At 45.9% G+C, this 21,829-nt stretch carries 22 protein-coding genes and 1 tRNA gene; 15 read left to right on the forward strand and 8 right to left on the reverse strand.

Annotated features, from left to right (window positions below; translation table 11 throughout):
- Positions 1 to 618 precede the first annotated feature (618 nt).
- On the forward strand, positions 619 to 798 hold the full coding sequence (locus MSMTP_RS11285) for a hypothetical protein (RefSeq protein WP_156153802.1): 180 nt from the start codon (positions 619 to 621) through the stop codon (positions 796 to 798).
- Positions 799 to 1,300: 502 nt separating this feature from the next.
- On the forward strand, positions 1,301 to 1,699 hold the full coding sequence (locus MSMTP_RS11290; protein ID WP_048179392.1) for a DUF1699 family protein: 399 nt from the start codon (positions 1,301 to 1,303) through the stop codon (positions 1,697 to 1,699).
- A gap of 397 nt (positions 1,700 to 2,096) precedes the next feature.
- Here MSMTP_RS11290 and MSMTP_RS11295 read toward each other — a convergent pair.
- The 3 genes from MSMTP_RS11295 to MSMTP_RS19315 all read right to left on the reverse strand — a co-directional run bounded on the left by MSMTP_RS11295 (position 2,097) and on the right by MSMTP_RS19315 (position 3,748).
- Positions 2,097 to 2,181, reverse strand: a tRNA-Ser gene (locus MSMTP_RS11295).
- A gap of 161 nt (positions 2,182 to 2,342) precedes the next feature.
- Positions 2,343 to 3,128, reverse strand: a complete 786-nt coding sequence (locus MSMTP_RS11300; protein ID WP_048179395.1) for a peptidylprolyl isomerase — start codon at positions 3,126 to 3,128, stop codon at positions 2,343 to 2,345.
- A 443-nt stretch (positions 3,129 to 3,571) separates the two neighbouring features.
- Positions 3,572 to 3,748: a hypothetical protein gene (locus MSMTP_RS19315; protein WP_156153803.1), complete on the reverse strand. Its 177-nt coding sequence runs from the start codon at positions 3,746 to 3,748 to the stop codon at positions 3,572 to 3,574.
- Positions 3,749 to 4,344: 596 nt separating this feature from the next.
- On the opposite strand from MSMTP_RS19315, the gene nikR reads away from it, so the two are divergent.
- Together nikR and MSMTP_RS11310 are read left to right on the forward strand one after the other, a co-directional pair.
- Positions 4,345 to 4,764: a nickel-responsive transcriptional regulator NikR gene (nikR, locus tag MSMTP_RS11305; protein ID WP_048179398.1), complete on the forward strand. Its 420-nt coding sequence runs from the start codon at positions 4,345 to 4,347 to the stop codon at positions 4,762 to 4,764.
- A gap of 287 nt (positions 4,765 to 5,051) precedes the next feature.
- The gene (locus MSMTP_RS11310; RefSeq protein WP_048179401.1) at positions 5,052 to 6,179 is read left to right on the forward strand and encodes a calcium/sodium antiporter; all 1,128 of its coding nucleotides are present in this window, start codon (positions 5,052 to 5,054) and stop codon (positions 6,177 to 6,179) included.
- Between the two features lie 66 nt (positions 6,180 to 6,245).
- Here MSMTP_RS11310 and MSMTP_RS11315 read toward each other — a convergent pair whose 3' ends face one another.
- Positions 6,246 to 6,458, reverse strand: coding sequence for a hypothetical protein (locus MSMTP_RS11315; RefSeq protein WP_048179403.1), 213 nt, complete (start codon positions 6,456 to 6,458; stop codon positions 6,246 to 6,248).
- Between the two features lie 158 nt (positions 6,459 to 6,616).
- Positions 6,617 to 7,006, reverse strand: a complete 390-nt coding sequence (locus tag MSMTP_RS11320) for an ACT domain-containing protein (protein ID WP_048179406.1) — start codon at positions 7,004 to 7,006, stop codon at positions 6,617 to 6,619.
- A 181-nt stretch (positions 7,007 to 7,187) separates the two neighbouring features.
- On the opposite strand from MSMTP_RS11320, the gene MSMTP_RS11325 reads away from it, so the two are divergent.
- From MSMTP_RS11325 to MSMTP_RS11335, 3 genes are all read left to right on the forward strand, one after another.
- On the forward strand, positions 7,188 to 8,105 hold the full coding sequence (locus tag MSMTP_RS11325; RefSeq protein ID WP_048179409.1) for a DMT family transporter: 918 nt from the start codon (positions 7,188 to 7,190) through the stop codon (positions 8,103 to 8,105).
- Positions 8,106 to 8,470: 365 nt separating this feature from the next.
- On the forward strand, positions 8,471 to 8,731 hold the full coding sequence (locus MSMTP_RS11330; RefSeq protein WP_156153804.1) for a hypothetical protein: 261 nt from the start codon (positions 8,471 to 8,473) through the stop codon (positions 8,729 to 8,731).
- Between the two features lie 55 nt (positions 8,732 to 8,786).
- Positions 8,787 to 9,674 (forward strand): UbiA family prenyltransferase, encoded by an 888-nt coding sequence (locus tag MSMTP_RS11335; protein ID WP_048179414.1) that lies wholly within the window; start codon positions 8,787 to 8,789, stop codon positions 9,672 to 9,674.
- A gap of 169 nt (positions 9,675 to 9,843) precedes the next feature.
- Here the strand turns inward: MSMTP_RS11335 and MSMTP_RS11340 are convergent, their stop codons facing one another.
- Together MSMTP_RS11340 and MSMTP_RS20395 are read right to left on the reverse strand one after the other, a co-directional pair.
- Entirely contained in the window at positions 9,844 to 10,062 is a 219-nt protein-coding gene (locus MSMTP_RS11340; protein WP_197076076.1) for a winged helix-turn-helix domain-containing protein, read from the reverse strand.
- 5 nt (positions 10,063 to 10,067) lie between these two features.
- The gene (locus MSMTP_RS20395; RefSeq protein ID WP_369799641.1) at positions 10,068 to 10,211 is read right to left on the reverse strand and encodes a helix-turn-helix domain-containing protein; all 144 of its coding nucleotides are present in this window, start codon (positions 10,209 to 10,211) and stop codon (positions 10,068 to 10,070) included.
- A 608-nt stretch (positions 10,212 to 10,819) separates the two neighbouring features.
- On the opposite strand from MSMTP_RS20395, the gene MSMTP_RS11345 reads away from it, so the two are divergent.
- Both MSMTP_RS11345 and MSMTP_RS11350 read left to right on the forward strand, forming a co-directional pair.
- Positions 10,820 to 12,292 carry a sodium:alanine symporter family protein gene (locus MSMTP_RS11345; protein WP_082090597.1) on the forward strand — a complete coding sequence of 491 codons (1,473 nt, stop codon included), beginning with the start codon at positions 10,820 to 10,822 and terminating at the stop codon, positions 12,290 to 12,292.
- A 289-nt stretch (positions 12,293 to 12,581) separates the two neighbouring features.
- On the forward strand, positions 12,582 to 12,977 hold the full coding sequence (locus MSMTP_RS11350) for a hypothetical protein (RefSeq protein WP_048179416.1): 396 nt from the start codon (positions 12,582 to 12,584) through the stop codon (positions 12,975 to 12,977).
- Here MSMTP_RS11350 and MSMTP_RS11355 read toward each other — a convergent pair.
- The gene (locus MSMTP_RS11355) at positions 12,974 to 13,261 is read right to left on the reverse strand and encodes a hypothetical protein (protein WP_048179418.1); all 288 of its coding nucleotides are present in this window, start codon (positions 13,259 to 13,261) and stop codon (positions 12,974 to 12,976) included. The two genes, MSMTP_RS11350 and MSMTP_RS11355, sit on opposite strands and share 4 nt — an antisense overlap.
- A 686-nt stretch (positions 13,262 to 13,947) precedes the next feature.
- Here MSMTP_RS11355 and MSMTP_RS11360 point away from each other — a divergent pair.
- The 6 genes from MSMTP_RS11360 (at position 13,948) to MSMTP_RS11385 (ending at position 21,689) form a co-directional block, all read left to right on the forward strand.
- Entirely contained in the window at positions 13,948 to 15,324 is a 1,377-nt protein-coding gene (locus MSMTP_RS11360; protein WP_156153805.1) for a sodium:alanine symporter family protein, read from the forward strand.
- Between the two features lie 294 nt (positions 15,325 to 15,618).
- Positions 15,619 to 16,833: a COG1361 S-layer family protein gene (locus MSMTP_RS11365; protein WP_231582765.1), complete on the forward strand. Its 1,215-nt coding sequence runs from the start codon at positions 15,619 to 15,621 to the stop codon at positions 16,831 to 16,833.
- A gap of 101 nt (positions 16,834 to 16,934) precedes the next feature.
- Positions 16,935 to 18,140, forward strand: coding sequence for an ABC transporter permease (locus MSMTP_RS11370; protein WP_048183455.1), 1,206 nt, complete (start codon positions 16,935 to 16,937; stop codon positions 18,138 to 18,140).
- A 216-nt stretch (positions 18,141 to 18,356) separates the two neighbouring features.
- Positions 18,357 to 18,998 (forward strand): ABC transporter ATP-binding protein, encoded by a 642-nt coding sequence (locus tag MSMTP_RS11375; protein WP_231583000.1) that lies wholly within the window; start codon positions 18,357 to 18,359, stop codon positions 18,996 to 18,998.
- 798 nt (positions 18,999 to 19,796) lie between these two features.
- Positions 19,797 to 20,663 (forward strand): hypothetical protein, encoded by an 867-nt coding sequence (locus tag MSMTP_RS11380; protein WP_048179424.1) that lies wholly within the window; start codon positions 19,797 to 19,799, stop codon positions 20,661 to 20,663.
- Between the two features lie 15 nt (positions 20,664 to 20,678).
- On the forward strand, positions 20,679 to 21,689 hold the full coding sequence (locus tag MSMTP_RS11385; protein WP_048179425.1) for a MoxR family ATPase: 1,011 nt from the start codon (positions 20,679 to 20,681) through the stop codon (positions 21,687 to 21,689).
- The last annotated feature ends 140 nt before the right edge of the window (positions 21,690 to 21,829 follow it).

The following is a 21,829-nucleotide window of genomic DNA, read 5'->3' on the forward strand; positions in this document are numbered from 1 at the left end:
GGCAAATAATGGTAATGAATGTTAACTCTCCGCATCAAATGTGAATAGATGCCGGTTAACGGAAAACTATAAATAAAGTAACAACTTTTTCCAAAGTGGAGTCATTTCCTTAAAAAAACGTTTAATGAATATACAAGGAAACATAGGGACATATGATAAGCAAAAGAAAATGGGGGATACAAAATATGGAGCACGAACTGGAAGAGGTTGAAATAGATTACCTCGAATTCAGGAGAGAGATGGGAGAAGAATAAAAACATAAAATGGGAAAATAAAACTTAAAACGGGTAAATAAAACATAAAAATGGCAAATAAAACTTACAAGGGGTAAATAAAACATAAAATGGGGAAAATGCCAATTTATTTTTTCCAAAATTACATTAACTACCAAATTTATTCTTTTTTTTCTTTTTTGAGTTAGTACCCAAAAAAACGTTAATTTTGTAGTAACTGCGGGTATATAAAGAATTAAAGCATTCTCATTTGAAGGAAACACGAGGAACAGGGTAATCCCTCAAAATCTTCTGATTTCGTATCATAAATGTTTACTAATTTTGCGTCATGAGAGTTATATAAATAAATTCTACATAAAGTGATACCATGGAGAAAAATATAAACATGGAAACAAACAAGACGGTCAAATGCCAGGTTTGCGGGTCCATGGTGCCTGAAAACGAAAGTATGCAGGAAAACGGACAGGTTCTTTGTGAAGAATGCTATATGGACCTGAAAAGTAACCAGGGCGAGCAAAAGAAATGCAAAGCAAGGAAAGCGAAAAGCAAGGAGATACGGTATTAAAGATAAAATAAAAGACTCCAGGAAATTTCGGATAAAACCATAGGTAATCTACCTCGATAAGTTGATGTTTCTGACTCTTCAGGGGACTACCCGGCCTGGCTGGGCACTGCATAACTTTATTTAGTTGTAATTTATATATATAGATGGGCCAGTTTCATAAATACTATTCCTGTCCACAACCCGAATAATGAAGCTGGTTCTCTTTAATTCTTGTTTTTTATTAATTACACATTGCTTCAACATATGTGGACTATGCCTGGCTGCATTCTATACTCGGATGATCTCCGCAGGGTACATATCCAACGGATTGATCTATTGCGGCGACCTCTTTATGCCCAGGACTTAAAAAACTGTTTTGAGAGGAGAGCTTTTAAAGCTTGTACACCGGGGATTCGGGAGAATTCTTATTTTTGAATTTTATAAGAAATATTTAGGGGAAAAATATTTATTATAAGTAAATGAACTGTAACAATGGGAAAAAAAGTTACAAGTGGGGAATTAGATGAAAATACGTGTAGTTAGTTCCAAAGAAGAGATTTTTACGCTTAATCCTAATGAAAGAGTAGTTCACCTGGCGTTTCGCCCCTCGAACATAGACATCTTTGCGCTGGTTGAGGCCTGCCCGAAAATTGAGGTGATTCAGCTTCCGAACTCTTATCGTCGGACGGTTTCAAGGTCAATCGAAATGTTCCTGGAAATGCTGAGAATCCAGCTTATGGAAGGGGATGTATGGGGCCACAGGAAAGACATTCACGAATACTACGAAATCCCTTCTTCAGTTATTGAAGAGATAAGGAGATTAAAACTGGAAGGCTCACCCACCGAGAAGATAGAAAAGGTTGTAAAGCAAAACAAACTGACCCCGGAAATGGTTCTCTATATTTTTTCCAAGGATGCATAGCCTGAGTCTACCAGGGAACGGCACAACTTTATTCACAAATTTTCGTAAAGTTTTGTAAAGTTTTTCAGAAAAACTCAGAAAGGTTATAGAAAATGTAGGATTGAGAGGATAAGGGTTTCCTCTCAATCGGGAGGGGATGGATCACACTGTACTATTGTTTTTCTGTTTTTCCAAGTTTTTCTAAACTTGCATATCTTCATAGGACCACACTGTATAAAAATTTATATGGACTTTCTAAAAATTGTTCCAATGGATATTATTAAAAATCTAAATCTCATAAAATATGGAATAAATACGATTACGGAAGAAAAGCTTGCCAGGCCCCCTTAAAAAATATGAGGGATGAACGACGGTCATATAAAAAAAATATTTTTTGAGCTTTGAACTTAAGAAAGTACGCTGAGAGGGAGATTCGAACTCCCGCAGTGCGAGGCACTACCGGTTTTCAAGACCGGCGCCGTAGTCCGCTTGGCTATCTCAGCATTAAGGAAGGGATTCTCAAAGACTTCCCGGAAACACCATTGATGCATTGATGTATTGAATACCGGGGAGCATGTACTGAGAATCCGATTATTATATATAAAATTTGCGAAGAGAAAGGCTCTTCGCCTCCTAACCCATTCTTTACGGTTCAGGTCAGAGATTAGTTTTCTGCTTCTTCAGGCTCTTCGGCTTCAGCTTCGGCTTCAGCTTCAGGAGCTTCTGCTTCGGAATCGGCCCCTGCTGCGGCTATGGCTTCAGCAATGGCTTCTTCGGAGATCTGGGGTTCAGCAGAGAGCTTTTCGATGAGCTGGATTTCCTTAAGGCCCAGGTACTGGAAGAGTTCGGTTGCCACCCTGTTCTTTGCCATGAGCCAGCGCTGGTTGAAGGTAAGGCCGGTGGGGATGGAGATTTTTGCGATTTCGCCTTCGATTTCGACTTCCATGTCCCGGAGGCCGGTGTAGAGGGCAAGCAGGCCCTGGACCTTTTCGACATCTTCTTCGAGAGTTGCCTCAATGGTGTACTCGTAGGTCACGGTCTGGCCTGCCAGGGGACTGTTGAAGTCCACGGTAGCCCTGCGCCCGATTACCCTTGTGACCACACCTCTTCTGTCGTCAATCTCGACGCTCATGCCAGGATAGGCTTTCCTGTCTTCGAACTTTGTGATGGAGAGGGTCTCAATGAGCTTGGGGTTGCTTGGTCCAAAAGCCTTTTCCGGAGGAATATCAACGCTGCCGGAGTACCCGACTTCCTTTCCTTCAAGGTCTTCGTCCAGGCCCTCAATGGTGTGCCCTGCCCCGACAATTACAACGTCTCCGCCGTAAAGGCCGCGGGGGTTGAAAATTTCTTCCGCCTTTGCAAGTTCTTCGTCGGTTGTGTCAAAAACCCTGCCGTCTTCAAACTTTCCTGTGTAGCTTAATTTTATGAAATTGCCTTTCTCGATTGCCATGATTTTTCAACTCTTTAATTGAAACTCTTTCATCAAATATGATAAATAGGAAAATCCCGGGAAACTAGCCCGATTTCTGTAATTTCAAAGTAAACGTGTCGCACGCTATAGCACTCTGCCTTTAATAAGCTTTTTGGGAATTCGCGGGAGGCTTATCAAACCTTATTTCAGTTATAAAATTTTAGACACTGTCAAAATCCCGGCAAATTCCATGTAGATCCTGTTCAGGTTCCATGCAAATTAAGTGCAAATCCCCTGCATATCCCGTCAAAATCCTGTGTGGATTCCGTAGACCCCGGACGGAAGTCGTAGAGGCACCTGGCAGGACCTTGCCCGTCTGCAGGCGCATGTCCTGCTTTATAGAATCATGGAGGGAATTACCTTGTTTGCAAGAAGGTCGGAATAATCCTCTCGTCTCCTGATAAGATCCACCTAACCTTTGTTCACCGGAACTTCCGAAGCCAGGAGGCGCCCACGAACTTTTTTGCAGCGGGCTTCACGGCATTGACATTTGTCAGGAGCAAGGTTGAGTCAGCCGCAAGATAGCGCCCCGGCGAGGAAATCCCGCCGAGAGTGAGCTGCCCGTTTTCAACTTCCAGATGATTTTCGATGGTTAACATGCCCGGACCCTGCTATTTCCTCATTCTATTTTCCTGTGCCTTTAACCTTATGACAGGATTTTCGTGACCTGATCACTTCCGCTATGGCTTGATTTTCACACTGTTAATGCATTTGTCCGTTATTAGCTTTGCCGAAGGACCAGACTAACATAACCTGAAGATCAAACGACCATAACCGGGGAACAGAATGATTTTAGCTTTAGTTCACCCAATTTATTCGTATAAATTGCAAAGTCCAGTTTAACCCAAAATAAGGAATCACAGCCTCAAAGAGATGATTTATTTCTTACATTGAGGGAAAACTGCCGAAAGAACCCTGCTAAAAAATATAATATATTATGAATAATCAGGTTTAAAATAATAAAAAATATTACTTAAGATGTAAAAAAATGTTAAATATAACTTCAGACCACTATATTTAGGAGGGAAATTGGAGGCCTATTATATTTCCTGCCGTGCCTCAGTTCTGAAATGAAATTTGTTAAGGGTTTTCATTCACCCGAATTTCAGGGCAGAAAATTCCAGAACAGGAAAAATAGGGCTCAAAAGAAGGGTACCTTGAAAGGGGTATTCTATTACTTTAAGGAGTAGGGATTATGGAAAAGCAGCTTATGAGGATAGGGATATCTCTTCCCGGAGAACTTCTTGATAATTTTGACAAGATAATAATGGATAGGGGATATTCTTCCCGCTCGGAAGGCATAAGGGACGCTATCCGGACTTACAACCAGCACTATGAATGGATGAAAGAAATCCAGGGAAAAAGGGCTGCAACGATTTCCATCGTATATGACTGCTCAAAGAAGGGGGTTTCCAATTCCCTGGCAAAAATCCAGCACGAGTACACCGGTCTGATAAATTCAACCGTGCGTTTCCACATTGATGCAAACTCATGTTTTGAAGTTATCATAATGGAAGGAGAAGGCAAAAAGATAGTGGAACTTACTGAAAATATTCTGAGTCAGAAAGGAGTAAAATACTCTAAACTCACAACCGTTCCTGAAGCAGAGAAATAAACCGCTTGAAAAAAATCAAAGTTTCACTGGCGCACCCCGCGGCAAGCTACGGGGTATCGGCTGAAAGGAGAATAGTTGCTGAATTAATAGGTTTTGAAAATAATTACTGAAAATGGTTCCTGAAAATGATTACTGAAAATGGTTCCTGAAAATGATTACTGAAAATGGTTCCTGAAAATGTTTGCTGTAAAATAGCTCCAGTAAAATGTTTGCTGTAAAATAGCTCCAGTAAAATATTTGCTGTAAAGAAGATACTTTTAAATAAACCCGGATTCACTTATTTTCCTGTGCCCGCAGTCAACGTAATCCTTCTGGTAGCCGGACTCGGCCTCCTTGTCAAGGGTTCCGATCTATTTGTAATGGCCTCTTCCTCTATCGCTAAGAAGCTTGGGGTTTCGGAGTTCGTCATAGGGCTAACCCTCGTTTCAGTGGGGACTTCAGTGCCCGAACTTGCCTCCTCCCTTGCCGCATCTTTCCAGGGAGCAAGCGGAATAGTGATCGGAAACGTTGTAGGCTCAAACATTGCCAACGTAGGGCTCATCGTAGGCACCGCAGCACTCCTTTCCAGGGTCAAAACCGAGGAGTTGATGCTGAAAAGGGATGGCTACATTATGTTCTTTGCCTCCGCCGTGTTCTACATTTTTGCCCTTGATTTCCGGATCTCAAGGCTTGAAGCCTCGATTTTTCTCCTGCTCTATGTCGCTTACGTTTTTTTTCTGCTTGACAAGGTGCAGAAACATGAGGAAGAGATATATTTCAAGGATTTCCTTAACTATTTTTTCAAATTTGAATATCTCTTTGACCTGAAAGCAAAAATAGAAACCGGGATAAAAGGGCGCATAGAGATAAACAGAACCTGTAAAAAGGAAGAAAAAGCCAAACCCAGGCCCGGGGCAAAAATTGAAAATAAAGGACAGGAACTTGAAATTGAGCCCGAAATTGAAATAAAAACCTGTGGGAATGGAAGCCTTTATAGAGATTTCATTAAGCTGCTTGCAAGTGGAGCTGCCATTATTATTGGAGCCAGGTATTTTGTTGACCAGTCAATCTTCTTTGCCCGGCTCCTGGAAATTCCCGAAACCCTTATTGGCATGAGCCTGGTTGCAGTTGGCACTTCGCTTCCGGAACTGATGGTCACGGTCTCGGCTGCCAGGAGCGGTTTTGCAAATATTGCCCTGGGAAATGCCATTGGCTCCAACATAACAAACATCTTTCTGATCCTTGGCTGCGCAGGGCTTGCCTACCCTCTTCCAATAACGGAAATGGTCGTCTATTTCATAACCCCTTTTATGCTCCTTATAAGCCTCATGCTTCTCCTTTTCATCTGGACAGGCTGGGAGATCAAAAGGTTTGAGGGCCTTTTCCTGATTCTGATTTACGCAGGATTCATGTTCCTGGTCTTCCACATAAGCTAAAGAAACCCGGCTCAAACAGGAATACACCTGGAAGATACCAGGGGGGAAATGCATCCGGGAAGGAACTTAGAAGCCACCGTACTTCCTTTTATAGACAATGAATCTTACAATAAGGACGGAAACAAACGAAATCAACAGGGCCATCGACAGCACTAGGCCAAGATTTTCAGCTTCCGCAAACCTGAACATAAGAACAAAAAGAGCGGAAATGAGCACTAATCCCACCAGAAGGACGGGATAAAACGACATATTTACCAGCTTTTCCATCATGTCATCCATGTTCTCAGAATTGCCTGCCGGATATTATATACTTTGCTAAACATTTCCCGATTATAACGACACTGACAAGCAGGCAAACCCTGAGGTCCGTATCAAGAAATAGCACATTGGACCCAACACATTGAACCCCGCACTCCAAACCGGGTTCTGCCCTGGAATTAGCTCAAAATAATGTATCCTGCCCCTTCAAGGGCTTCAACCGCAGTTTCCAGATATTTTTTCCTGACCAGGATATAGTCCGTGTCATACGTTGAAACCGCAAAGATGCTGACCTCCTTTCCGGCCAGGACGGCACTGATGCCGGCAAGGATCCCTGTCAGCCCGAAATCGAGAGGTCCAGCCACCTTCAGTCCTTTCCAGCCCCGATCGCATATGACATTCCCCGGAACAGCGGCTTCCGGGCAGACAATAGAGAGTTCATCGGACGTTTTAGTTATCGAATAAAAATCACTTTCAAGGGCCCATTCAGGAATTTTCGAAGCAACGGCAAGCCTGCAAACCCCGAAATTTCCATCAAGGACGCTCATTGTAAGTACGGCTTTTTTCATGATCCTCCAGATTTGTATGGTTCAACTTTTGTATGGTTCAACTTTTGTATGGTTCAACTTTTGTATGGTTCAACTTTTGTATGATTCAACTTTTGTATGGTTCAACTTTCGAATTCTACTAAAATCCACATTCAAAATATAAGTAATATATTTATGCCCTGACTTCCTAACCAAAGTTTCTATGACCCCCGGAGCCGGTAAAGCCCAAATTGAAGTAGCCCTTGCCTGCCTGATCTACGGGATGGCAGGAATATTCCTGGAATACATTGATGGAATGGGCACAGGCTCCATCCTTTTTTATGAGATGCTGATAGGGGCCGTAACGATTCTGCTTTACCTTCTGTGGAAGGGGAGGCTTTCTGAGCTCAGGCTGAAAGAAAAAAGGAAATTTCTCTTGCTTCAGGGTATTTTTACGGGCCTGACCTTCTTTTGCTATTTCGCAGCAATCAAGCTCACCTGCCTCTCAGTTGCCGTGCTCCTGCATTACACCGCCCCGGTCTATGTAACCCTGCTCTCCCCCCTGCTCCTGAAAGAAAAAATAAGTTCCAGGAGCTACCTGGCCCTTTTCCTGGCAATTTCCGGGGTAATCATGGTTGTAAAGCCGGAAATCGGCATTCCCTGGCTCGAATGGGACGAGAATTACCGCCTGGGGATCCTTTTAGGAGTCATCTCCGGAATTTCGTATGCTGCCGTGATTCTCAACATCCGCTACCTGAAAGACGAATACTCGGAAATGGCCCTTGCCTTCTGGCCCCTTGTGATAATTGTCCTGCTAACGGCACCCTTTGCCGCAGGGACTTCCGGAGCGACCGTGAAAGGGAATCTTGGGGTGCTGCTCACATTCGGGCTGATTTCCGGAGGCCTGGGAGAAATCCTGTATACCGAAGGCCTTTCCGGAATAGAGGCACAGGTAGGGAGCATCCTTGCTCTGATAGAGCCCGTTTCAGGGATTTTTTTTGACTATACCCTCCTGGGAGTGCCTTTCTGCCTGAACACCTGCCTGGGCTGCATGCTGATCCTTGCGGCAGGCCTGCTTGTTAGCCTTGAAAATATTCGCGGCCTTTCCGGGAAATCCAGGGTCAGAAAGGGAATTTCATGATTTTCTTCGCACAATTCTTCACATAACTTTTCACATAATTTATGGCTGATTTCCAATACCCTTTCCCTGAAAAAGTAAAGTTGCTCAGAAATACTGTTTCCAAAAGTATATCAGCGCTGCATGGAATTATACTGTGGAATTATTATATAATTGTTTAAACTTTTGTGAGGCTGTGGTAGCTTCAAAAGCTATAAAAGTTCAAACACGCCGGAGAAGGGGAGTTCTTACTGGAAGAAATTAAACTTATTTTCGTTTACAATGCTGACAGAGGAGTTTTTCAGGCTGTTGGGGATTATGTCCACAAGATCGTAGCCCCTGCCACCTATCCCTGCAAACTCTGTGCCATCACATACGGGATGGGGGGCATGAAAAATGACTGGAAAAAATTTGTTGAAAGCCGGGACATCCCCGTAAAATTCCTGCACAAGGACGAATTTGCGGAGCATTACCCGGATAAAAAGGCGGAATTTCCCTGTGCTTTCCTGAAAAAAGGGGACGAACTGGAACTCTTCATCAGCGCCGGGGAAATCAACCACACTGAAGACCTGGAAGAGTTGAAGGCCCTGGTAAGCCGGAAAATACAGGAAATAAATTTAAAAGAACTGAATTTGCAGGAGCTGAACTAAGAGGAGCTAAATTAAAAGGAGCTGAATTAACAGGAACTAAATTAAAAGGAGCTGAATGCCAGAAAAAAATAATTCCCTGGCTCCCGGGCTCGGAACCTTTCTGAACCTTGTGAGGTTTGAAAATACCCTCTTTGCAGGGTTTTCAGTCCTGCTCTCGGGCGTTCTTTCCGGGGACCTGACTGGCTGGCAGCCGGAATACTTCAGGGGATTTTTCGTAATCGTATGTCTGGCAATGGGCGTTTTTGCAGTCAACGATTACTACGACTTCAGAATCGACAAGGCTAATAAAAGGTATGAAAGGCCTCTGGTCAGGGAAGAACTGGCCGGGAAAACGGCATTCGGGATAGGAATGGGGTTCCTGCTGGCTTCCGCCCTGCTCTCTTTGACCCTGGCTTCCAAAGCTGCGGGTTTTGTTCTCATGAGCATCCCTTTCTTTTTCCTCTACAGCCATTCCCTGAAGAAATATTTCCTGGTGAAAAATATCATTGCAGCCTACGGATTCTCTTTCGGGATCATTTTCGGATCCCTTCTCTCAGACCCAGAAATTGAACCCATCATCCTGTTTTTTGCAGTAATCACCTTTATCGTCGCACTGGCCTTCGAGATCATGATCGATATTGCCGACGTCCCGGGAGACCTCCGTTTCGGGATCAGAACGCTAGCTGTCTGTAGATCCAAAAGCTCTGCCGCAAAACTTTCGGTAACTCTGTATGCGGGAATCATACTCCTTGACCCCCTTCCCTTTTTTGTCAACATGGACCCCAGGCTTTACAGGGACTGGTTCTTCCTGGCTCTGATCCTGATCCCGGTGCTTTCCTACCTCTTTCTCTGCCGGGCACTTCTCAGGGACCAGTCCGCAAAAAAAATCCTCGACCTGAGAAAAAAGACCCTTACGATCATGCAGTTAGGGTCTCTAACCTACCTGACAGGAGTTTTGATCTAAATAGAGAACAAGAAGCTGCGGCTAGTTTAAAGTTGCGACTAGCTTGAAGTTTGCTTATTCTTCCTTCAAATGAATGAACCCTGATAAGCTTCAATTACTCCTTCAGCTGAACTGATAACTTATTCCTTCATTTGAACTGATAATTTACTCCTTCAGCTGAACTGATAATTTACTCCTTCAGCTGAATCGACCACTTGTTTGTTGTTTTGTCAACGCTTATTTTGTCTTCTCTGGCAAGCCAGCCTACGGCCATCAAAGCTAACTGTGAGTCAAAACCTTCCTCACTGAGATGGTTCTTTATCTGGTTCAGGCTGCAGTCCCCTTCCACCAGCCTGTGGTAAAGCGCTCCTGCAGCTTCCCCGATTTTGAGATTCATGTACTCAACCATGTCTTTCACCCTTTAAGTTCGGCTGTAGGATACAACCTAAATTTATAGGCTTTCAACATCATATTAATATACATCTTAACAGTTAATATTCTTTGCGTTAGAATAAAAATACATTGTGAAGTGGACGGCTTTCTCCTTCCACCTGCCATTTCCTGCAAGCCGGAACTGTCGAGGAAGAAGTCCTCTCGCCTGCAAAAGATAGAATATTTCCCAAAAACGGGAGATACAAACTACTCTTTTCAGGATTTTTTTCGGAAAAACAGGTACATTTCAAACAGGTGTCTAAAAAATACAAAGTTTATAGTAAAAAGGTATAAATTTTATAGCAATAAATTTAGTGAATTTTATAATAAAAATAGGGAAGATAATTATAATTTACGCATTAACCTCAATTTATTTCAAAGTACATAAACAATCTTAAAAGGGATTTAAAGCTCTTAGAGGTTTTTTTTGGATTAATAACTGTTTTAAATTATTATTTTTTAAGGAAGAAAATCAATGTTCTTAAATATCATAATTTTTAATTAATGATATTTAAATGAGATAATAAAAATAAAGCTGCAGTCGGCAGAGGACTTTCACCATTTTCTTATTGGAACCTGCAGGTTGCAGGCTCCCTGAAAGTAGTTACCCAAGGTTCCTGAAAATAATTCCCCAAGGTGCCTGAAAGTAGTTCCCCCAAAGGTGCCTGAATGCAAACTTTGCAGGCTGCTCCTTCCCTGAATCCCCATTATTTTATTTTGAAGGTTTGATCCCAATGGTAGTAAATTCAATATTCGAGTTATTCAACTCACCAGAAATACTATCCCTCTTGAACAGTATCGACGGGCTTGTCTGGGGACCCCCTCTCCTGCTCCTGCTGGTAGGAACCGGAGCATACCTGACCCTGCGTCTGAAACTCATCCAGGTAACCAAACTGCCCCTTGCCCTGAAAGATGTGGCACGTTCCCGAAAAATCGATACCACCGCCCAGGGAGACGTATCAAGCTTTGCGGCCCTCTGTACTGCCCTTTCGGCAACGATAGGGACTGGAAACATTGTCGGAGTTGCTACAGCAATCGCAAGAGGAGGGCCTGGAGCTCTTTTCTGGATGTGGCTTGCAGCCTTCTTCGGGATGGCAACCAAGTATTCCGAAGCTCTCCTTGCTGTCAAGTACAGGACCGTTGACGAAAACGGGCAGATGTCCGGCGGGCCCATGTACTACATCAAGAACGGGCTTGCGCACAAGAGCTACAGCGGAATCCTTGCCAAGCTCTTTGCTTTCTTCGGGATTTGCGCAGCCAGTCTCGGGGTGGGTACCTTTACCCAGGTAAACGCAATCGTAAGTTCCGTGGAAGCAACCTTCGGTGTCCCGAAAATCGATACCGCAGTCATCCTGGCCCTGCTGGTCGCCCTGGTAACCATCGGCGGGATCAAGAGCATCTCCCGGGTTGCCCAGTTGCTTGTCCCCTTCATGGCAGTTGCCTACGTGCTCGGCTGCCTCACGGTTATCGGCCTCAACATAGGAAACCTGCCCTCGGCAATCGCCCTGATCCTCAAAAGCGCCTTTACCCCGACCGCCGCCTCAGGAGGTTTCCTCGGCGCAGGAGTCATGCTTGCAATCCAGATGGGAGTTGCAAGAGGAATTTTCTCGAACGAATCAGGCCTGGGAAGTGCCCCTATCGCCGCAGCCGCAGCCAAGGTAAAAGAGCCTGCAAAGCAGGGCCTGATCTCCATGACCGGGACCTTCTTCGACACGATCATCATCTGTACCATGACCGGGCTGACCCTCATCCTCTCCGGGTCCTGGACAAACGGAGCAAGCGAAGCCGCCCACATGACCAACGCCGCCTTTTCGGGAACCCTTGCGAGCTTTGGCTCCTACATCGTGACAATAGGCCTCATCTTCTTCGCCTTCACGACCATCCTCGGCTGGAACTACTACGGAGAACGCTGTATGGAATACCTTGCCGGCGTAAAAGGCATCCTCCCCTACAAAGCCGTATACGTCTTCCTGGTAGCAGCCGGCGGGTTCCTCTCCATTGAAGCCGTCTGGATCATCGCCGACATCTTCAACGGGCTCATGGCTTTCCCGAACCTCATCGCTCTCCTCGCCCTGAGCGGAGTCGTGGTTGCGGAGACAAACAAGTACTTCAAGTCCCTTGAAGCAAAGCCGGCAGGCGTTGGGGCACCCGCACCCGCAGGCACCCCTGCTCCCGAAGCCGGGGCAGCAGCCGAAGAAGAAGATTAAGGTTGCAGCATTACCTGTTCAGAAACAGTCCTTCAGGGGATTGTTTCTTTTTCTTCCTTTTTTCGTTCATTTTTCATTCATATTTCAGTTTTAATGTGCGTTTTTTCAGTTTTTCATTCATTTTTCAATTATATTTAATTTATTTTTCAGTTTTAGTGTGCATATTTTCATATTTACTGACACACCAAATTTTCAGTTGCCTTTGTCAGGCCTAAAACTTTCTCTCTAAAACTAAAATCTGAAGAAGCCGGACGAAAAGTACTAAGAGAATGAAAAAAAATCTATAGCTATGGCAGTGCTAAAATCAATCCGGATCGACAGCGAGCTGTACGCAGAATTACAGGAAACCGCCGGAGAATATGGATACAATACCGTTACAGCTGCGACCAGGGCGGCAGTCAGGCAGTTTATTGATTCTCGCAAAAACGGGGAAGGCGAAAGCGAGAGCATGGGCTGGAAAGAGGCCGAGTATATCGAGAGTTTGAAAGAGGAATCCAGAATATTAAAAGAGTCACTGGAAAAGGAAAGGCAAAACTACGACGAACAGGTCAGGATACACAGGGAATATATGGCACAGGTTTCTCCCTTACTCAAGGAAAAAACGAAAAGCAAGAAAAGCGAGAAAGGCAAGAAAAGCGGGAAAAGCGAGAAGAGCAAGAAGAACGAGAAAAACAAGAACGTTTAAACTTCCGGACCTGGACAAACGGCATCATCAAAGCAGACTGCATGGCCAAAACCTCCTTTTAGGTTAACCTTGCTACCTCGGGTTCCTGCATAAGCCCAAGCAACCTGGAAATCCGGAAAATCCAGAACCCCGGACAAACGCCGATTTCCAGATTCCATGCCCAACCCACGTTCGCCGAAGGCGAACGGCCTGCCCCTGTAAAAAAGGAAAAGAAGCAACGAAATTGGAATATCCAGCGGTTTTTCATGATAAAGAAAAAGAGAAATCCTCACTTTCAGCATCATTTTTCAAGCTACTCAATCAGAAAAAACCGCAGTGCTCCTGAATGCTTTCAAACTTCTCATGGAATTCTTGCCCGATAGCTCAAGCGCCGATTCAAAATCACAATCATTTTCATAGACAGCCAGTGAATTAAATATAAAGTAAGACCACAGCTGCGAATTGCATTTCAAGAACTAGAAAGGGCACTTAAATAACTAAAAAGTGTACCCCAATAACTAAAAAATATATCTCAATGACTAAAAAGTGTATTCAAACAACTAAAAAGTATATCTCAATGACTGGGGGATATACCTCGATGACTAAAAAGTATATCCTGATAACCGGCCAGAAGAGTTCGAAAAATGTAAAGGTTGAGTTTGGAATCAGGGTACTGGGCGTTACCCGACTATAATCCTGAGAGTCGTAGGACGGGTGAAGGGTGAATAATAATCCTTCATTCATTCAACTTTCAGGGAAAAGCCATTCACTCCGTGAACGGGGGTGGGCACGGGGACTGGCTGCTAAACGGGAACCCTGTTCCCAATTGCATCCGAACGCATGGAAAAAATCCGGGAAATCCAGGGTTCAGCTTCAGACAGAATTTCTATCCAGCGGATTGCACTTCCCCTCCGGCATCAACGTTTAATATAAACCTTACACAAATAATGAGTGGGGAATCTTTTCTTTAGCTTAGGGGGTCAGGAATTCGATGGAACTGCTGGGTGTGAACGTACTTGAGGCTCTGACGAGGATAGATGGCTTTGTCTGGGGACCGCCTCTCCTGATTTTGCTGGTGGGGACCGGGATTTTCCTGACTCTGCGCCTGGGGCTGATCCAGATCTTCAAGCTGCCGCTTGCTCTCAAATATGTGTTGAATTCGAGGAAGTTCGAGGCAGGAGTCCTGGGGGACGTCTCAAGCTTTGCGGCACTCAGTACGGCGCTTTCGGCAACCATAGGGACAGGAAACATCGTGGGGGTGGCAACGGCGGTCAAGACTGGAGGGCCGGGGGCACTTTTCTGGATGTTTCTTGCGGCTTTTTTCGGGATGGCTACCATGTATTCCGAGGCACTCCTGGCGGTCAGGTACCGGACCGTGGACGCTAACGGGCAGATGTCCGGGGGACCGATGTACTACATTAAAAATGGGCTTGCAGGAAAGTGGTATGGAAGAGTGCTTGCCCCGCTCTTTGCCTTTTTCGGGCTCAGTGTGGCGCTCTTCGGAATCGGGACATTTCCACAGGTAAACGCCATTGTGGACTCGGCGCGGATTGCTTTTGACATTCCGGAAGCCCTGACAGCGGTTGTGCTGAGCCTGCTTGTGGCATTTGTCACGCTCGGGGGGATCAGGAGAATTGCGGCCGTTGCCCAGCTCATGGTGCCGTTTATGGCAACTGCGTATGTGCTCGGCTGCCTGATAATTATCGGGGTGAATCTGGATAAGGTTCCTGCGGTTTTTTCCCTGGTCATCAGTTCCGCTTTTACCGAGACCGCGGCTAAGGGAGGGTTCCTGGGAGCAAGCATGATGCTTGCCATCCAGATGGGAATTGCCAGGGGGATCTTCTCAAACGAAGCCGGGCTCGGAAGCACGCCCATTGCAGCCGCAGCCGCAAGAGTAAAGGAGCCGGCAAAACAGGGGCTGATCTCCATGACCGGGACCTTTTTCGACACCATTGTCGTCTGTGTCATGACCGGGACCGTGCTCATTATGACGGATTCCTGGACCGGGGACCTGGCAGGGGCTTACATGACCAGCTACGCCTTTTCCACCGTGCTTACGGATATCGGGAGCTATATCGTAACCGTGGGCCTGATCTTTTTTGCCTTTACCACCATCATCGGCTGGAACTATTACGGGGAACGCTGCACGGAATTCCTCTTCGGGGTAAAAGGGATTCTTCCTTACAAAATACTTTACATTCTGATTGTTGCCTCCGGTGCCTTCCTTACCCTGGAAATGATCTGGGTCCTGGCAGATATCGTAAACGGACTCATGGCTTTCCCGAACCTGATTGCCCTGCTGGCGCTAAGAAAGGTTATTGTTGCCGAGACCGGAAAGTATTTCGAGAACCTGAAATCGGAGAGCTGAAAACAAGCAGTCGAATGCAAGAAAATGAAAACAGGCAGTCCAACGCAAGAAAATGAAAACAAGCAATTGAAATTCGACCTGACCAGTAAAAACACCCCGAATGGAGAACTGATGAATACAACCTGATGCAGGTTGCAAATAAAGTGCAACGGTTATAAGCATTCTTGCTAATTGTTAACTATGAAGTCCACCAATCCGGAGAAACCCTTGAGGGCTTTAAAACCGAGAACTAAAAAAACAAAACCAGGCTCAAATAAAGTCCCTGCAACCTCCTTCCGTTTTACGGCTGCTGTAATGATGATAACCATAATCCTGGCACTCATAGCAGCCCCTGCTTCTGCAACCGTCATATCGGGAGACACACGGCTGGAGGTTGAAGTTGCGGAAATCACCCCAAACCCGGCAAGACCGGGGGAAGACCTGCTGATCAGGATCAACTTAGAAAATACGGGGAACGATCCGGCCGAGAACGTGAAAATCGGAATTGAGGAGATTGACCCTTTTATTTTCAAGTACAGCACCTCAAAAGCCTACGGTTCCGGGACGAATACCGAAAAGTTCTTCGCAATCGACCAGATCCGGCAGCGCTCCAAAGTGGAACTGAACTTCCATTTCCGGGTTGATTCGAGAGCTACTTCGGGCGCCTACCAGCTCGAGTTTACCATTGAAGACGGAAACGGAGCCAGCTTTTCAAAAAGGATCCCAATAAGGGTTGAAGGAAACCCGGACCTTGTGCTCGTGGGCACGCAGATCATACCTGCGGGCATGGTGGGAAGCGAAAAACCATCCACGGTTTCCCTTGTCCCGAACCAGGAATTCTACATCCGGACAACGGTGAAAAACGCCGGGAACGGGGATGCAAAAAACGTGCGGGTCATGCTGGACATGAACGGATCCTCCCCAATCGTTTCCCTGGAAGATAACGTCCGTTTCCTGGAAAAGCTGGAAGCCGGAAGTTCGGAAAACCTTTCTTTCAAACTGCTCCTCGGGAGCAATGCCGAAGTTCAGCCCTACAAGCTCCCCCTGCGGATTACAGCTTCGAACGAAGCCGAGACCCTGCAGATCGACAAGAGCCAGGAAATAGGGATCAACGTCCTGAACCAGGCGAGAATTAACATTGCAAGCCTGAAATTCGATCCAGAAATCCCGGTGAAAGGCCAGAAAGTCTCCATGATCGTCAGGCTGGAAAACGTGGGGGAAGGCGAAGCCCTCTTCGTAAAGGCAAAACTTGAAGGGCTCGATGCCAGCGGCAGCAGCAGCGCTTTCCTGGGCAGGCTCGACAAGGACGACGACGCCCCGGCAGTCTTCACCTTCATCCCGGGGAAAACAGGGGAGCAGGAAGTGACCCTGCTTGTAGAGTACGTGGACGACTTCGGGCAGCACCAGCTCAGCGAAGACCTGACGGTAAACGTGATTAACGATTCGAACAGCAAGGTCCCGCTTCTAATCGGAGTGCTGGTCGTGCTTGCAGTGGTGGTCTTTTTCATGAAGAAGAAAGGCAAGCTCTGAGGAAAAAGCCTGAGATAAGAGATCTGATCTCAGCTACAACATAATGAAAAAAGCGATGAACAGAGCAATAAACAAAGGATAAACAGAGCGGGATGTCCGATATGCTCGAAAAAGCAAAGGTCGCCTCTTTCCTGGCCGCCCGCACGATTGTGCGGGGAAACAAAGGGATCACAATCTTCACGGTCTTCGTGCTGACCCTGATCTTCGTGCAGCTGGTGCTCTTTTCCAGCATCCTTGCAGGGGTTACGGTCAAGTTCAACGAACTTATGGTGGACTTCCAGACCGGGAACGTGGTAATCGAGCCCGAGGAAGAGGAAAAGTACATTAAAGACGTTGGTGCGCTGCAAAAGAAGATCGAGAGCCTTCCCGAAGTTGTGGGCAGTTCCGCCCGCCTGAAAAAGTCAGGTTCGATCCGTTACAAGGAAAAAGAAGTCGGAGGCACGGTATACGGCGTGGAACCGGACGAAGAGACCTTTGTAACGGCAATCGAAAGCGCAATGGTAAGCGGCGAGTTCCTGAGCAGGCCCGACCGCGGGGAGATTGTCCTGGGAAGAGAAGTCTCAGGCGGCTACGGGGCTCTCATGGAGTCCCGATCCCTGGGAGGCGTGGAAGTAGGGGACACCGTGGAACTTACCATCAGCGGCAAGACCCGGGAGTTCAGGGTCAAGGGCATCTACAGCACTCTCTTCTTCATGGCAGATACAGGAGCCTACATCAGCAGGGACGATATGGAAGAGATGCTCGACGTGCAGGACGGGGACCTTGCCCACGAGATTGCAGTCAGGACCGCGGAAGGCAACGACGAGTTCGAGACTCAGAGAGCCCTTCTTTCCCTGGGGATCAAAGAAAACATCCGAACCTGGCACGAGTTTGCCGGAATCCTCCGCCTGATCGAAAGCACTCTTATGATGGTCCGGAACATAATGAACGCAATCGGCCTCCTGATAGCCTTTGTAATCATCTTCGTGGTCATCTACGTAAACATCGTAAACAAGAAGCGCCAGATCGGCGTCCAGAAAGCCATCGGGATCGAGCAGAACGTCATCATAGCCTCCTTCGTCCTCCAGGCCATGCTCTACGCCGGCGCAGGCGTAACCCTGGGCTACCTCCTGATGCGCTTCGGGATCGTACCCTACACCGTAACCCATCCCCTTGAAGTCCCCCTTGGCGCAGTCAGCCTGGAACTCGACGAATTCGAAGCCATAAACAGGGCAGTCCTCCTCTTCCTCGCCTCCATCGGAGCCTCCGTGATCCCTGCGTACAAGCTTGCAAACAAAGACCTCCTTGAACTGATCTGGGAGAAGTGAAAAGGGGGAAAAGGAAAAGGGAAAAAGGAAAAGGAAAAGGAAAAGGAAAAGGAGGCGCAGAAAATGGGAAATCGAATTGAAACCGGACAAAACGAGATTGAGCCTGAAAACGGACCCGAGACCAGGAAAAAAACCGAAATTGAAACCGGAAATGAAAATAAAAGTGAAAACGAAAATGAAGTCATCATCGAAGGCAAAAACATCTACAGGATCTTCATGATGGGAGAAGTGGAAGTCCGGGCTCTCCAGGGAGTTTCCATAAGGATCCAACGCGGAGAATTCGTCGCCATCATGGGCCCGAGCGGCTCGGGCAAGACCACCCTCCTGAACCAGCTCGGAATCCTGGATACCCCAAACTCCGGTAAAGTCGTAATAGACGACACCGATACCTCTACCCTTTCCGAGAAAGAAAAAGGAAAATTTCGCCTCCACAACCTGGGCTATGTCTTCCAGGACTATGCCCTCCTCCCCGAACTCAATGCCGCCGAAAACGTCTACCTCTCCCTCATGATGCAGGGCAAAAGCAAAGAAGAATACGAGTCCGCTGCAGCCGAAATCCTGACCGCAGTCGGCCTGGGGGACCGCCTGGCCCAGCTCCCCTCCAAAATGAGCGGCGGACAGCAGCAGCGAGTCTCAATTGCCCGGGCGCTTGCCCATTCCCCAATCATCCTTTTCGCCGACGAGCCCTGCGCAAACCTGGATTCCGAGACCTCAAAGGAAGTCCTCGACCTGTTCAAGAAGTTCAATACGGAATTCGGGCAGACGATCGTAATGGTCACGCATGAGGAATGGCATGCTGCGTATACTGACAGGGTGATCAGGCTGAAGGACGGGGTAGTTGTGGACGAGAATATGTAAAAAAGGTAATGTGACAAAAGTGAAAATGAACTTTCTTCAGAGGTAATGTTGGGTTGAAGCACATTATCTGCATTTTATTCCTGTGATTTCTTTCTAAGTAAAGTTGACCTGAGGCTCCGCATCATGTTCAAAATATTTATGTGAAGCTCCCCTACTTTTTTACATGAGTTTCAGGTGATGATGAAGTGAATATGTTTTTTTATGTGACCGATGAAGCCGGAGATTCCACCGGATGAAGATGAATACGGGCACTCGTCCAGTGTTTTGCCGATGCCGTAACTACAAATATTGAAGTGATAAGAATCAGGGGAGAGTATCAATACAAATTTTTTAATGATTTTATTTTCAGAACCACTTTTTTGAAAAATAAGCTATTAAAAAGATTCATTTTAGGAATGCAGGGTAAAAACACATTATATAATATAAGCTTAGATGCCGGGTATTATTTTATATTCAAAAATTAATATATACATCCTGACATACTTTAACAAATATGTTTCTAAGCTGGATATTTCTCCCTTTAAATGAACAAAAATTTAATTTGTTCCATTCAAATAAAAGGGTTAATATCCTCTTTGAAATAACTTTACAGGAAAATAAGACACAAAAAAAGTTTTAAGTTCCTCGAAAATATTATATCAAAAATTAATATCTTTTTAAAGAATTACCAGCTCAATATAATTTATTAATGAGTTTTCATCTGGAAATATATCCGATCAATAATGAAATTGTTCGCAAAGTTTTTTTAGTAACATCCACAATATAATTACTAAATTACAACTCTGGTTTGAGATTATTATGCTTGTTGTGTCCCTGCTGGAAAAATACAAAAAGTACCTGAAGCGGTCTTGCTGGATTCTCGGCTTTTTACAGGCGGCAGAAATATTTGCCCTGTTGTTCCTGCTAGTGATTTTGTTTGACGGGTACAAAATTACCAACTATTCTCCGGAACTAAAGACATTCATAAGAACCCAGGGATACATCGACCCTTACCAGTTCAACATCCTTTTAATGGCTATTGAGGCAATGATACTGACTCCTGCAGCCCATATGGGCTTTGAGCTGTTGAATAAAAATAATAGAATCGGGCTGATCAGCAGGCTTGAAAGGAGTTTTCCCGAACTCAGCACAAGACTGAGCACGGCATACGATAACAGGCAGAATATCAACATAGTTACAAAGAAACTGCTTGAGGACGTGCATAAGCAGCTGACTGACATCAAGATTAAAAAAATATCCCCGCGCAAAGAGATGCTCAGGTCATTCATAATATTCCTGCTGGCCTGCGGAGCGATCATTTTCTGTATCCACCAGGGTTTCAGCTTTGATGTATCCCCCAGCGAGTTGATGGACGACATTATGGGAAACATCCCGAAAATACCCGAAACCACATTTGACGAAGAAGCCGAAAGAGAAGTTAGCCCTGATACTGAATTTAAAGCAGAAGCTCTCATCATAAAAAACGGGGAACAGGTTGAGATGGAAATCAATCCGAGCCTGGGGCTCGGGTTTACTAGCCGGACCGATGCGGATACCCAAAATGAGTTTGGGGAAAACACGGAAAGATTTAACGAGACTTTCAGGTACAGCCAGACATACACGGAAAACCTGCCGGAAGAATACGAGCCTATGATAAAGCAATACTTTGAAGACCTTTCGTCTTGAGAACGGAGTTTCACCATGAGATATGAACAGGAAATCCAGCTGGATAACTCGGAACTTGACTTAAAACCCACTTACGAAAGGGCTCAGGAGATTTTCGAAACCATCTTCAGAGAAGTTGGAAACGCTATCGTCGGGCAGAAAGAAATGATCCGGCAGATCCTCATAGCCATGTTGTGCGAAGGCCATGTCCTGGTCGAAAGCAACCCGGGGCTGGGAAAAACCCTGACCATATCCACCATCTCCCAGATCATGAACATGAGGTTCAGCAGGATCCAATGTACGCCTGACCTTATGCCTTCGGATATCACAGGGACCGATATCATTGAAGAAGACGAAAAAGGCGGCAAACGTTTCCAGTTTAAACTTGGGCCCGTCTTTGCAAATATTGTCCTTGCGGACGAAATCAACCGCGCATCTCCCAAGACCCAGTCCGCCTTGCTCGAAGCAATGCAGGAAAAACAGGTCACGGTGGCAAACACAACCTATGCCCTGGACAAACCTTTCTTTATCCTTGCAACCCAGAACCCGCTTGAAATGGAAGGGACTTACGCACTCCCCGAAGCCCAGCTTGACAGGTTCTTAATGAAAATCCTCCTGACCTACCCGAACCCGGACGAGGAATTCGAGATCGTAAACCGTTATGCTGAAGCTTTCAGGCCGACTGTCCAAAAGTGCATAGACAGGCAGACCTTCATCGAACTCCAGGAAATCACCCGGAGGATCCCTATCTCCAACAAGCTCAAGAAATACGCAATCGACATCGTAAACCGGACCAGGAACATGCCAGAAATGATCGAAGCTGGAGCCTCACCCCGTGCCTCAATTGCCCTGATCCTCTGTGCAAAGGCAAACGCGCTTCTCGACAACCGGGGATATGTCGACAAAGAGGATATTGACTTCATGGTCCTCCCGGTCCTCCGCCACAGGATTATCCTGTCCTTTGACGCTGCCCGGGACAACGTAAACAGCGACGAGATCATAGAAAAAATCCTGACAGACAGGACAATTACTGAAGCTTTGCAGTGAGTAGCCCTGAAACGGGTTATGAAAATGGGTCTGAACGGTTTGAAGTGATTTTTGAAAAGAGTCATGAAACGGGTTCCTAAATGAGCCATTAAATGAGAAACGTGGCCGTAAAACATGCTGGAAAAATATGCGGAAAACAT

The sequence above is a fragment of the Methanosarcina sp. MTP4 genome, from assembly GCF_000970045.1.
Lineage (GTDB): Archaea > Halobacteriota > Methanosarcinia > Methanosarcinales > Methanosarcinaceae > MTP4.